The 13,541-nt window shown below is 47.3% G+C and carries 13 protein-coding genes; all 13 read right to left on the bottom strand.

What is annotated here, in order from left to right; translation table 11 throughout:
- Positions 1–39: 39 nt before the first annotated feature.
- The 13 genes from CUS_RS16495 to CUS_RS19960 all read right to left on the bottom strand — a co-directional run bounded on the left by CUS_RS16495 (position 40) and on the right by CUS_RS19960 (position 13,525).
- A complete protein-coding gene (locus tag CUS_RS16495) occupies positions 40–597 on the bottom strand; it encodes a hypothetical protein (protein WP_002852701.1) in 558 nt (185 codons plus the stop codon).
- A 10-nt stretch (positions 598–607) separates the two neighbouring features.
- Positions 608–2,245: a biosynthetic-type acetolactate synthase large subunit gene (gene ilvB / locus CUS_RS16490; RefSeq protein WP_002852759.1), complete on the bottom strand. Its 1,638-nt coding sequence runs from the start codon at positions 2,243–2,245 to the stop codon at positions 608–610.
- Between the two features lie 246 nt (positions 2,246–2,491).
- Positions 2,492–3,721, bottom strand: a complete 1,230-nt coding sequence (locus CUS_RS16485) for a hypothetical protein (RefSeq protein WP_002853005.1) — start codon at positions 3,719–3,721, stop codon at positions 2,492–2,494.
- 82 nt (positions 3,722–3,803) lie between these two features.
- On the bottom strand, positions 3,804–5,672 hold the full coding sequence (locus tag CUS_RS16480) for a murein hydrolase activator EnvC family protein (RefSeq protein ID WP_002852969.1): 1,869 nt from the start codon (positions 5,670–5,672) through the stop codon (positions 3,804–3,806).
- Positions 5,673–5,796: 124 nt separating this feature from the next.
- Positions 5,797–7,428 (bottom strand): murein hydrolase activator EnvC family protein, encoded by a 1,632-nt coding sequence (locus tag CUS_RS16475; protein WP_002852914.1) that lies wholly within the window; start codon positions 7,426–7,428, stop codon positions 5,797–5,799.
- Positions 7,429–7,570: 142 nt separating this feature from the next.
- Positions 7,571–8,476: a permease-like cell division protein FtsX gene (gene ftsX / locus CUS_RS16470; RefSeq protein WP_002853071.1), complete on the bottom strand. Its 906-nt coding sequence runs from the start codon at positions 8,474–8,476 to the stop codon at positions 7,571–7,573.
- Positions 8,466–9,155 (bottom strand): cell division ATP-binding protein FtsE, encoded by a 690-nt coding sequence (ftsE, locus tag CUS_RS16465; protein WP_002852783.1) that lies wholly within the window; start codon positions 9,153–9,155, stop codon positions 8,466–8,468. Before ftsE ends, ftsX begins: the two co-directional genes overlap by 11 nt.
- 56 nt (positions 9,156–9,211) lie before the next feature.
- Positions 9,212–10,297 (bottom strand): PucR family transcriptional regulator, encoded by a 1,086-nt coding sequence (locus CUS_RS16460; protein WP_002852971.1) that lies wholly within the window; start codon positions 10,295–10,297, stop codon positions 9,212–9,214.
- A 471-nt stretch (positions 10,298–10,768) separates the two neighbouring features.
- The gene (locus CUS_RS16455) at positions 10,769–11,041 is read right to left on the bottom strand and encodes an HPr family phosphocarrier protein (RefSeq protein WP_002852736.1); all 273 of its coding nucleotides are present in this window, start codon (positions 11,039–11,041) and stop codon (positions 10,769–10,771) included.
- A gap of 297 nt (positions 11,042–11,338) precedes the next feature.
- Complete coding sequence (gene trmD / locus CUS_RS16450; RefSeq protein WP_002852752.1) at positions 11,339–12,073, bottom strand: tRNA (guanosine(37)-N1)-methyltransferase TrmD; 735 nt, start codon at positions 12,071–12,073, stop codon at positions 11,339–11,341.
- Entirely contained in the window at positions 12,070–12,588 is a 519-nt protein-coding gene (rimM, locus tag CUS_RS16445) for a ribosome maturation factor RimM (protein ID WP_002853039.1), read from the bottom strand. Before rimM ends, trmD begins: the two co-directional genes overlap by 4 nt.
- Before the next feature lie 73 nt (positions 12,589–12,661).
- Positions 12,662–13,342 (bottom strand): hypothetical protein, encoded by a 681-nt coding sequence (locus CUS_RS16440; protein ID WP_002852730.1) that lies wholly within the window; start codon positions 13,340–13,342, stop codon positions 12,662–12,664.
- A 36-nt stretch (positions 13,343–13,378) separates the two neighbouring features.
- Positions 13,379–13,525 (bottom strand): hypothetical protein, encoded by a 147-nt coding sequence (locus CUS_RS19960; RefSeq protein ID WP_002853023.1) that lies wholly within the window; start codon positions 13,523–13,525, stop codon positions 13,379–13,381.
- Positions 13,526–13,541: the final 16 nt, after the last annotated feature.

Here is a 13,541-nt window from a genome sequence, read left to right as displayed (position 1 = left end):
GTTAATAACGCGAGCATATCAGAATTATTTTCCTTGCGCTCAGAGAGTGTCCTCTTCGGCAGTGCCCTCATTTTTTTCAATGAGCGGCAGCAGAGCATCGATACAATCCCTGATGCTGTATGCCGAGTAAGTCTGCCCCTGATATTCGAGGTCTGCTTCGCCGTTATTGACCAGTGTCAGCACCTCTTTCAGCGACTTATCGCACTCATTATCTGTGAGCACCAGCGTATGCTCCCCCGCCCTTGCCAGCCATTCAAGCACCGCGATATCTGCGGCGTAGGGCTTAGTTATGACGGGCTTGCCGTTTTTGGCGGCATCTATGACCATCAGCCCGAAGCGCACTGCGTTGGACAGGCAGGTGATACAGCCCTTGCCTTTTGGTGTGATGACCGCGTACTCGCCTGTACGTTCGGCGCGGTCGATATCTTTCATCAGTGCCGCCGAAGCATCATCGGCAAAAGCATCATCGCGGGACATATCGCTGAGCCTTCTGACGAACTGGCGCTCTATCTCGCCCGCATCGCGAAGTGAGATGAGGTCTACCATATACTCCCAGTCATAGTCACTGCCATAGCTGAGTATCCTGTAATGCAGCATCTCGCACCTCTTACAATGTGGGGAAATCCTTATCGACAACTACTTCACAGAGCAGCATGCCTTTTTCCTCAGCCAGCATCTCTATGGCTTTATCGGCTGACTTGCTGTCCTTTACGCGGACAGCGGGTATACCGTAAGCCGCCGCCAGTTTTACGAAATCGGGCGAACCGTCGAGGAAGACGGCTATCTGTCTGTCGTTATAGCCTTTTGTCTGGAGTTCGCGCACCATGCCCAGACGGGTATTGGTGAAGACGATGACCTTGACATCGACACCGTACTGCACCGCAGTTGCCAGTTCCATCATATTCATCTGGAAGCCGCCGTCACCGCATATTGCGATAGTGGGACGGCTCTCGTCAGCCATTCTCGCGCCTATCGCACAGGGCAGTGAGTAGCCCATAGTGCCCATGCCACCCGAAGTCAGGAAACGTCCGCCGCGTTTGAAGTAATATCTGCTCGTCCAGATCTGGTTCTGACCGACATCGGCGCAGATATTGACATTTGCAGGCATTCTTTCAGCAAGTTTCTGTAAAAACTCTTTGGGGTTTACAGTGCCTTTGACAGGCTTTTCAAACTTGACCGGTGTGCGTTTTTCCGCTATCTGACCGAGCCACGCGGTATGGTCGGCAGTGCCGTCGGGGTGCTTATCTATATAGGCGAGCATCTGCTGCAAAACCAGCTTCGCATCGCCGACAAGCGGGATATCCGCGCCGATATTCTTGCCTATCTCGGCGGGGTCGATATCTATATGGAGTATCTTGGTGGTCTTTTCAAGTGCCAGCGGAGTCTTGACTGCGCGGTCGCCCACCCTTGCGCCCACAAGGAACAATGTATCGCAGGCATTGACAGCGTAGTTAGCTATCTTAGTGCCGTGTGTGCCTATCATGCCCACGAACAGCGGGTTATCATCCGATAAGACTGAAATGCCCATCATAGTAGTGATAACGGGGATATTCAGCTTTTCGGAAAGCGCAACGACCTCAGCCTGTGCATTTGATGCGAAAACGCCGCCGCCGATACAGATAAGGGGCTTTTCAGCCGAGCGCAGTGCTTCGGTTACGCGCTTTACCTGCAAAGCGTTGCCCTTGCCTGTGGGTTTATAACTGCGTATCTCGCAGGTCTTGGGGTATTTGAAATCAACTGTCATCTTCTGGACATCCATCGGAACATCTATCAGCACAGGACCGGGTCTGCCCGAACCTGCGATATAGAAAGCCTCCTTAAAGACTCTGGCGACATCGGCGGGGTCTTTCAGCAGGTAGCTGTGTTTAACGAACGGTTCAGCCGCGCCTGTCACATCAGCCTCCTGAAAAACATCAGAACCTATCTGGTCGGTATTTACCTGACCTGTGATGCAGACTATAGGTATCGAGTCTGCATAAGCGGTCGCGATGGCTGTTATAAGGTTGACCGCACCGGGTCCTGAGGTCGCGATGCAGACTGCGGGCTTACCCGATATCCTTGCATAGCCGCTTGCCGCATGACCGCCGTTGGCTTCATGCCTTACCAGAACGTGCTTTATATCCTTTTCAGCGTCAAGCAGTGCATCATAAAAGGGGCAGATAGCCGCGCCCGGATAACCGTAGACGACCTTGATCTCCTCCGCTTTCAAGCATTCGACCATAGCCTGACTTACTGTCATTTTCATATTATGACCTCCTTGAAAATCGCAGACTGCCCTTTTCACAGAACCGTTGTCCGCAAGTAAAAATTTATATAATTATACCATATATCCCTTTATTAGTCAACCCTTGTTACGTGATAGTCACTGAAATCAAATTTTGAGGAAACGGCGGTAAGAAGAGAGCGTTATGGATATCCTGCCGCGTTTGCAGAGGTGGGAGAATGCGCAAAAAGGGAGCGCATGCGCACTCCCTTTTTATATGTATCAGACTTATTTGATGCCATCAATATGTTCGCATTCATCGAATATATCAGCGAGTTCCTTTATCACTGCCACGATATTAGCTGTCATAATATCAAGTTGGTTTTTATTTGAAAACTTTTCATCAAGTTTTTTGCTTGAGCTCGAAACACACCACTTTTTTGAGTATTTATTAAAATTTTCGCTTTTAGTAATAATATTCCTGAAGCTATCTTTGAGTTTAGGGTCGCACTCCACATCTATGATCTCGTCATCTTCAAATTTGGCTTTTCCTTTCAATCTGAATGTGACTTTAAAACCCGTGTCACTGTTCTTCGACTTCGTGACACTGTTCTTCGACTTCGTGACACTGTTCTTCGACTCCGTGACACTGTTCTTCGACTCCGTGTCATAGCTCTTCAACTCCATTGATAATTCAGTTTCTTTTTTTGTAATTTTATTTTCAGTTTCTTTTTTTTTAATTTTATCTTCTGTTTCCTTGTTTGGCTTTACCTTATAAAAATCGTAATTATGTTTGAATTCTAATGACGCATAGGCGTACCAGCCGACATGTGTCATCTTACATTTTTTACCGTCAAATATTTTCTCCGCTTCCGGCAGTATAACTTTATGGAGGTATGTTCTGAAATTGCGATAATCCCATTTTTTTATCGGTTCAGCAGATACTTCGTTAACCTTTTTTCTTGTTATAGTAAGATGTTCTATATAATCATCAAGTATTTCACTGCCTGTGTTGGAAATGCCACTGAACAGCTTGCTTACATCATCTATGAAATAATGTTTCCAGCCGTTTTTTTCACATATATCTTTTTCTTTGAAATAATCATCATCTGTTTTATAGAATATCTTGAATATCTTTAAATTATTATATTCATCATCACTTAATTCAAATTTATCGCATATATCATATTTGTTTTCTTTGTTTTCGAGCGCATCGTTGTATTTTTTCAGCTGGTCATGCTCATTAGAGAAAGTTTTGTCCTCGATGGCGACAAGATAGCATCTGTCATTATATTTGAAGCAGACAGTGACATCAATTTTCTTATACTGCCCGCAGGTCTTTAGATCAGTTATATCACCGTCTTTCATTTTTAGACAGCAGAATTCGTTGAGAAGTTTGTAAGCAGCTTCTCTTACCTTTTCCTTTTCGCATTTGTAGTTTTCAAAGAGCCAGCGGAGAAAAGCGTCCTGCGAAAGTTCTTTGGTAGCGTATTCAAACAGATTTTTCATTTTTTTCATTTTTATAACTCCTTCCTAAAATAAAAGACCGCACGTATCATTCCGCCAAACTATGGCAAAAAATCGAGCGGTCTTAGTTATTTTATGTTCCTCCCGAACTGTCTTCGCGTTTTGAGTCATCGGGCTTTGAACTTTCCGACTTTGAGTCGGCAGGCTGTTCGAGCCAGACAGTTTCGGACTTGCTGTCAGGGTCTGTTTCGACCACTGTTATGGTATCGGCGCTTGTGTCTTTCTTTTCTTTCAGTGACGCTGCGCCGCCTTTTTCGGTATCTATGGTAAGGTCAACATAGTAAACGGGGTTGACTATATAGCCCTGATAGCGTATCTCAAAATGCAGGTGATCGCCCGTTGAGTAGCCTGTTGAGCCCATAAGACCGATTATATCGCCCTGCTTAACCTTATCGCCCACGTTGACAAGCACCTGTGTCATATGACCGTAGAGCGTGATGAACTCGTTGCCGTGATCTATGATGACATAGTTGCCGTAACCGCCGCCGCAGCCGCAGGACTCGTACTTGCCGTAGTCGTGAGTGCAGGTGGTATTTGTCATTATGACTGTGCCTGTTTCGCTGGCGTGTATGGGATAACCGTGATCGCCGCCGATGTCTATGCCCTTGTGGTAAGTGCCCCAGCGTGCGCCGACACCGGAATTTATCTGATAGCACTGAGGTACAGGCCATGCGAATGTATAGGTCGGTTCGTCCTCAGGTATCTCTTCATCATTCTTGATACGCTCGCGAATGGCATTATGCAGTTCTTCCAGCTTGGCATCTGCAAGCGCCATAGTAGCCGCAACTTCTTCATCAAAAGAGGTGGTGCCTGTGGACTGTTTCAGCACTGCACCGAGATCCTGCGCGGCTTTCATCTTTTCAAGATTGAACTGCGCTTCCTGCTCTTTCAGTTTTTTCTGCTTATCTTCAAGCAACACCCTTGCCTGTGCCGATGAATTATATATCTCATCGAGTTTCGACTTTTTCGAGTCGAACAGAGCATACTGCTTATCCAGTTCAGCCTGCTGTGCATCGAGATTTGCCTGTTTTACCTCAGCTTTTTCCTGCAAGCCGTAAAGTTCATCGATGATATTGTCATCATGGGCAGCCACACGCTTGATAAGTTCCATTCGCATCAGAATGTCATAGAAGCTGTCAGACTCCAGCAATACTGTGGTATACGAGTCAGACCCCGACAGGTACAGCGCACGCAGGCGTTTTTTCAGTCTTTCGGTGCCGTCCTCGATACGGTCGTTTATGCGTTCAAGTTCACGCTTGTTGCTGCCGACCTGAACTTCCAGCGAAGACATGGATCTGTTTAGGATATACAGTTCGTTATCCAGTTCTTCGGTGCGCTTTTTGATGCTTTTGAGCATCTTTTCCTCTTCACGTATGGCGGTATCGGCATCGGATATCTCGACTTTAAGTTCCGACTGCTTGCCGATGATATCTCTCAGCGCCTCTGCGTAGCCCGAAATATCAGTGACCGTCAGCGGTTCGTAGACATCGCTTGGCGAAGTGGGGTTCTCAGCCGATGACGAGTCATCAGCTGTGCTGTCGGTGGTAGTTGTGGTACTGCCCGCGTTGGGATCTGTCCAGCCGTTGTCGTAGCCTGTGCTTGGGTCTGTCCAGCCTGCATTGGGATCAGTCCAGCCGTTGTTATTATCATAGCCGTTATCGTAACTGCCATCATAACCATAGCCGCCATCATAGCCGTAGCTGCCGTCATAGCCATAGCCGTCGTCATAGCCATAACCGCCGTCATAGCCGTAGCCACCGTCGTAACCATAGCCGCCGTCATAACCGTAGTCGGAATATCCGCCGTAATCGTAGCCGTAGCCATTGTCATCGTAATAGGCATCAGCCTTTGTAGCGTCGATGCCGCTGCTCACCGCCGTAAAGGTGATGCACAGTGCTGCCGCCATCGACATGATCTTAGTAAAGCCCTTGCGCTTATTCATTATACTCTCCTTTTCAGGGAAGCCATATCAAACTGCATAAAAATCACTTACCCGACCGCAGACAAACGCATCTTCGGTCGGTATCAGTGAAGATCTTATGTCGTTTTGTATGATAAGAAAAAGATCAGACATAGTTCTGAGGATCCTGTCTTTCTCCATTCAGGCGTACCTCAAAGTGAGTATGAGGACCTGTGGAGTGACCTGTTGAGCCGACATAGCCCAGCACTTGTCCCTTTTCGACATACTGTCCCACCGACACAACGATGTTGTTGGCATGACCGTAAAGTGTCCAGTAGCCGTCGCTGTGCTCGATTATGCAGTATCTTCCGTAGCCGCCGCCGCAGCCGCAGCTGTAACTCTTGCCGTAGTCGTGCGGGCAGTAGTTTGAAACATCGATGACAGTACCAGCGTCAGCCGCAACTATCTCGGCATTGTAGATATTGCTGTCCCAGATGTCTATGCCGCCGTGATAGCCCACCAGAACGCCCCAGTTCCTGTATCCGAAGCCTGATGACACGTTATAGTGTCCCGGCACAGGCCATGTGAACCTTGACTTCTCGACATAGCCGTTCTGTGCATTCTTGCTGAGGTTATCGGATGCTGTGGGCGGTATGTAGAGCTGTGTATCGTCATCACCGTCGTCGGTATCAGCAGGAGTATCGGTAATTGTACTGCCGCTGTCGGTATCGTAGTCATCGGTGCTGCCCGAACCGCTGTTATCATCAGCCTGCTGTGCCGCAGCGTCTGCTTCTGCCTTTTTGCGTGCAGCTTCCTCTTCCTCCTGACGCTGTTTTTCCAGAGCCAGTCTTTGCTTTTCCTCTTCTTCCTTTTTCTTGCGCTCTTCCTCTTTTCTGCGCGCTTCTTCCTGACGAGCCTTCTCCTCGTCAGCTTTTCTCTTCTCCTCCGTCTGGATAGCCATACGTTCCATATACAGCTGCTCCAGATGCTTCTCGAACTCAGCCTTATCCTGTTCGATCATCGCGAGATTATTCTTGTAGATCTCCTGATTGCTGCTGAGTTCATCGATCGCTATCTGACTTTCCTCAAATAGCACCTGCAGCTTGTCCCTCTGGTTCTCGTGAGCCTTTTTCTGAGTTTCAAGTTCTGCCTGCTTGGTTTCAAGTTCAGTCTTTTCGGCGTTGAGTTCTGCCTCATCAGCCTCATACTGATCTTTCAGCACGATAAGATCATCTATCATCTTATCGTCATGTTCTGCGACCCTTTTTACCAGTTCCATCTTCATCAGCATATCATAGAAATCAGATGAACCGATGATGATATCCGAATAGGAGTTATTGCCTGCCACGTACATGGCTTTCAGCCTCTCCTTGAACTCGCCCACGCCCTCAACGATCTGCTCATGCTTCTCGTTTACCTGTACTTCCTTTTCGGCAATGGACTGTTCCAGTGCGGTTATCTCGTCATTGGTCTGTGAAATGGTGGAAGTGAGCGCCATGATCGTCCGCTGAACAGTAGTGATCTGCTCTTCGATAGCCTTTTTGTTTTCCTCTTCGGAATCGATATTATCCTTAGTTTCGGCTATCTTCTTGTCGAGTTCTTCCTGTTTGGCTATAAGTTCTTCTATATCGCTTTTGGTATCGCTGATATTGGACTGATTTTCCTTTAGTTCAGCGCTCTGTGCCTGCGCCTTTTCAGCATTCATAACAACACTGCCTGCACCTGAAAAAACAGACGCACAGATAAGCACAGCCACCGTACACGCGGCGATCTTCTTAAAGCCTGTCAGTTTATTCATTTTGAATTCCTCCGTCAGAAAACTGCGGATCTCTTTCTTTATTATACCGCAGAATTTTTACACAATTGGTCGAAATTTCCATATACAAAAGGGCAGAAAACGATATTACCCCGTCCCTGCCCCATTGTTGTCAAAACAGCGGCTACACCCTCAGGTGTTTGCCTGTACTGATAGAAGTGCCCACCGCTCCTATTATCGCGCCTGCTGCCAGATAAGATACACTAACGGGGAACAGCAGTTCGTTGAACGAATAGAGCTTCTTCATGCCCATGATGACCCAGATGACCGAATCATCACTGAAAATATTATACACACCCTCGTATGCGAACTTGGTCATCAGCAATGCGCCCAGAGCGGCGATAAGTCCGACGATCATGCCCTCCACGAAGAAAGGTATCCTGATAAATGCGTTAGTTGCGCCGACGTACTTCATGATATTTATTTCTTTACGTCTTGCAAAAACGCTTGCTCTCGTGGTATTCGAGATTATTACAAGGCTTACCACCACCAGTGCTGCCACAACAGCAGTCGCCAGAATGGTGAATATCCTTCTGATGCTGATAAGAACATCTGCAAAAGTCGTAGGTGACTGTGTAGACTCAACGAAATCCAGTGTTTCTATCTGTGCTGTGGTCTCGCTCATCAGTTCGATATCCTTTACAGTCAGTCTGTAGGTATCGGGAAGCGGGTTCTCGTCAGCGTACTTGAAGAAAGCGCGTTCCTCTTCGGTCATGCTTTCCAGCATGCCGTTCCATGCTTCCTCCTTACTGTAAAGTTCGATGGAATTGACATTCGGTATTGCTTTGAGGTGTTCTTCAAGTTCAGCCTCAGCCGCTTTATCGGCGTTATCGCTGATAACCACGACGACCTCACTCTTATCCTCGATGCCGCTGATTATTCTTGTCAGGTTTATCGCCGTAAGGCTTGCCAGACCGACCATCAGCAGACTTACCAGAAGTATGCAGAAGGAAGCGAATGTCATCATACGGTTTTTCCAGATGCCTGCGACGCCTTGATGCACAAGGTAGCGGAAACTGCTAATTTTCATCGTGCGCACCTCCCACTACTTCATCGAAATCAATGCTTCCCTTATTGATGTTGATGATACGTCCTCCGAAATAGCGCACCAGATCATGTTCATGTGTTACCATGAGGATAGTGGTGCCGCACTCGTTGATGCCTTTGAGCAGTTCAACGATCTCGTAGGACAGTGCGGGGTCGATGTTACCCGTAGGCTCGTCCGCGATTATCAGCTGCGGGTCATTGACCAGCGCCCTCGCCAGAGCCACACGCTGCTGCTCACCGCCCGAAAGTTCGGTGGGGTAGCATTTCGCCTTATCGGAAAGACCGACCAGACTGATAACATACGGAACTCTGCTCCTGATATACTTAGCGGGAGCATCTATAACACGCAGCACGAATGCCACGTTCTCATACACCGTCATTGTGGGTATAAGTCTGAAGTCCTGGAACACAACGCCTATCGTTCTTCTCAGTGCAGGCACCTTGCTCCTCCTCAGTTTTTTGAGGTTGAAGCCGTTTACCAGAACCGTACCGCTGGTCGCGTCTATCTCTTTCAGTACCAGCTTGATGAGGGTGGATTTGCCCGCACCCGACGGGCCGACCACGAAGGCGAAGTCGCCGTCGTTGATCTTCAGATTGACTTTGTTTAGTGCGTCAACGCCGCTTGAATTATAAGTGACGGACACATCCTGAAACTCTACCAAAATTTTACACCGCCTTAAAGTTTTCGGACGCAAGCGTCCAAACCCATAGGCAGACCTTAGAATTTGACGGGGTTAGCAGAAAGATACTTCTTAACCATCAGCGCGATCTTAAAGATTATCGCGTGGTCAAATTCTCTCAGGTCAAGACCTGTGAGCTTTTTGATCTTTTCAAGTCTGTACACCAGAGTATTTCTGTGTACGAACAGTTTTCTTGAGGTTTCCGAAACGTTCAGGTTGTTCTCAAAGAACTTCTGTATCGTGAACAGTGTTTCGTGGTCGAGGGAGTCTATCGAGCCTTTCTTGAAGACTTCCTTAAGGAAAGTTTCGCAGAGAGTGGTGGGCAGGTGATAGATCAGCCTTGCTATACCCAGATCGTCATAGGAAACGATATTCTTATCGGTATCGAAAACCTTGCCGACTTCGAGGGATACCTGTGCCTCCTTGAAGGACTTTGCCAGATCCCTTACGCCCTCGATAACAGTACCGATGCCGACATTTACTCTTGTATAGAACTCACTGGACAGAGTATCTGCGATGCTTCTTGCCAGCTTCTCCAGATCCTTTGTTTCAACGCCTGCGGCAACTTCCTTTACCAGCACGATATCGCTCTCGGTGATATTGAACACGAAATCCTTGTTCTTGTCAGGGAAGAGGTTCTGTATAACATCGTAAGCGGATACATCGTTGGAAGATACTATCCTTATCAGCAGAACAACTCTGGAGATATCCGAACTGAAGTGCAGTTCACGCGCCTTAACGTGAACATCGCCGGGCAGCACGTTATCCAGCACAACGTTCTTGATGAAGTTGTTGCGGTCGTACTTCTCATCATAATACTGCTTGATGCTCGACAGAGTTATAGCCAGTATGCTCGCATACTTTGCGGCTACCTCGTCGGTGCCCTCAACAAAAACTGCATAATCGGGCTTCATGTGTGCGCCGAAGGGCTTATAAGTATAGCCGTCACGCACGAAAATATCATGAGAGTCTCCCAGATCCAGCGAAACGAACTCATTGGTCGTGCCGACCTGAGCCAGCTCTGAGCAGGCGATTATGGTCGCGGTCTCGTCGATAACGCCGATAACGCAGTCGATGGTGTCGCGCATCTGATGAACAACGCTTTGAAATAATCTGTTTGACATAATTTGATCCCCTCTACTTGCAATATATTCTCACAGTCTGTTTTACCCTATCTGCGGTAAAACATTCACTTACAATAATTATAACAAAAAAAGAAGAATTTTGCAAGTCTTTTATAGTAAAAAGTGTGATATTTGCAAAAAAACTTTTTACCGAGCCACGAAGCGCCGATACATACGCCCCGATATGTTACAAATTGTAACATATTTTTCGCCCGAATGTGTGAACACAATGTAAAATTAAAAGCTTTATTGTTTAATATCCACAAAAACCCACAACGAAATTCTACATGCAGGTAATTGTTTTGTAACCATTAAACATTTTGTTGATTTGTTTTTGTGCGTTATGTGAAAACCTTTTTATCCATTTATAGTGCCGCATCATCCTGTATTATACACAAAAACACCCGCGCACAGATACGCAGGTGTTATTATCAGCTTATCAGCGGGACTTGGTGCCCCATGCTATTTAGATTATCTTGCGTCCTCAGCAAAGCCGCTGTCTACCAGGTCAACCAGACCCTTAACAGCCTCTTCCTCATCAGCGCCGTCAGCGATGATCTTGATGGTAGTGCCGCCAACGATACCCAGCGAAAGGATACCCAGCAGGCTCTTTGCATTTACTCTTCTGTCTTCCTTCTCTATCCATATAGAAGACTTGAACTCATTAGCCTTCTGAATGAAGAAAGTAGCAGGACGTGCGTGAAGGCCTACCTGATTCTGGACAACAACAGTATTCTGTAACATGATGCGATCTCTCCAATCCCTATAAAGTCTTAAACATTATCAAAAGTGCTTTGTGATCGGCGGGGAGTTTTTCCTCCCTGTTCACTAAATATATTATACCCGACAACTCCGCTTTAGTCAACGCAAAATTTGAACAAACCACAGCGGTGGGCATCATTTTCGTAGCTTTCACCTACAAAAGGTTAACAATCGTCAAACCGCTTTATCAATACTATACAATAAGTCAACATTTTTTGTATCACTCTGTACAAGTTTTTTTAACATCTTTATCGGTTATGACCAATAACTTGGTCAGTTCTATTTGTCAAAATCGACAACTTTGTGTATAATTGACAAATCTTCAGCAGTCAATTCCAGCTTCTCCAACAGTTCGGGACGCTTCTTCGCGGTGGCTATCAAAGCCTGCTCATGCCGCCATTTTGCGATGTTTGCGTGGTGTCCCGACAGGAGTATCTCAGGCACTCTCATATCGTGCCAGACTTCGGGACGGGTGTACTGGGGATACTCCAGCAGACCGCTGTAATGGCTTTCGTCCTGATAGCAGTCGGGCTGAGAGAGTGTGCCGTCAAGCATGCGCACAACAGCGTCCACCAGCACCAGTGCGGGCAGTTCACCGCCTGTAAGCACATAGTCGCCTATAGATATCTCCTCGTCCACCAGCGTTTCGATTATTCGCTCATCAACGCCCTCATAGTGACCGCACAATATAAAAATATTATCCATCTGTGCCAGTTCCTTACAGCGCTGCTGGGTAAGGGTCTTGCCCTGCGGCGACATATATATGACATGGGGACGCGCTTTGCCTGCTGTCACCGCTTCAAAGCAGTTAAAGATGGGGTCGCACTGCATCAGCATGCCTTTCTGTTCGCTGTAGGGCGTATCGTCTACACGGCGGTGCTTATCCTTAGTATATGCGCGTATATCGTGGCAGTTGACGGTGAAGATATCCTTCGCCCTTGCCCTGCCCACGATGCTTTGCGACAGGTAATTCTCCAGCATTTCGGGGAAGAGTGTTGCAATATCGATATTCACCTTATCTCCTCCGCATCATCGAACAGCCCTTCAAGGGGAGTTATCTTCATCACGCCGCCCTCGATATCCGTTTCAGCCACAACAGAGGGTATAGCGGGTATATAATACATCTTACCGTCAGCGCTTTTAATATGGTATACATCGTTAGCACCTGTTTCGCTGACTTCGGTGAGAGTGCCGTACTCTCTGCCGCTGTCAAGGTCAACCACCTTCAGACCCACTAAGTCCTGCACGAAATAGGTATTCTCGTCAAGTTCGACATCATCTCGGTCGATATACAGCACGCGGTTGCGTATCTTCTGGGCTTCCTCGACTGTATCGATGCCCTTTATCTTCATCACGACGATATTCTTCTGCACCCTTGAACGTTCTATTTCAACGGGTGTGCCGCTCTTATAATACAGCGTATCGAACTCACAGAGAAAATCGGGAGTATCGCACCAAGCCTGCACTTTGACCTCACCTTTCAGCCCGAAGACCGAAACTATCTTGCCTGCTTCAAGCAGTTTTTGCATACAGTCACTTCCTTAGAATTATTATCTGTATATTATAGCACATTTTTCTTTGGTTTGCAAGCACCCGCGCAGGTCAGTCAGCCTCTTCGAGGTACATCTCATGTCCGACCTCGATATTCACTGCCTTGTATGTTCTGACGCCGCAGCTGAAATACACTTCTTTATAGATCGTATTATTGTTATCGAACAATGGCGGGGTATATGTAACATCTGCTTCATTGATGTAGGGCATCTGTTCGATGGTGCGCTGTTCGGCGGAAACAAGCGTAAGTTCTTCGCGTTTTTTACCAAGCTGTTTTGCCGCAGTTTCAAGTATCCTGTTGATGACCCATTCGGTGGCGCTGACATAGCCGCCCTTTGCGGTATAACTGCCGCGTTTCCATACCGAACCGGGAACGGGGGTCACACTTATTTCAATTTCACCGAATCTGCTGCGAGGGTCGGCGGCGGAAACTGCCGCGCATATGTTATCATAGAGTTCGGTCAGCTGTGAGGGGTCAGAATCCTCGCGCTGTTTCAGACCAATGAACTTACTGTCCGCCAGCATAGCCATATCACAGTCGATGCTGTATTCTGCACACAGCTTTTCAACTTCGTCAGAACAGCCGGCTATGACCATTTCCGCGTACTTTTTATCCCAGTCGGTGTAATTACTGCATTTGTAATAGAACGCTGCGCCGTCCATTCCCTCGCTGACAGCCGAACTTCTCACTATGAAATCAAAGCCCAGTTCGGTATCGGTGAAATTATACACCTTTACAAATTCTTCACTGTCATCACAGCCGAGATATTACCATGTTTTTGTGTATCCCTCCGCGAAGTCCTCAGCGCCCTTTTTATCCAGCAGTCTGACATCTTCCTTTGACATGGCACAGCCGCTGAAACACCACACTGCGGTCATCAGCAGGAATATGACTGCAAGTATCTTTCTGAACATTTCTGCCTCCCCGTAT

The sequence above is a fragment of the Hominimerdicola alba 8 genome, from assembly GCF_000178155.2.
GTDB classification, from domain to species: Bacteria; Bacillota; Clostridia; order Oscillospirales; family Ruminococcaceae; genus Hominimerdicola; species Hominimerdicola alba_C.
The sequence above is the reverse complement of the archived record's forward strand: the minus strand, read 5'-3'. Positions and strand labels throughout refer to the sequence as shown.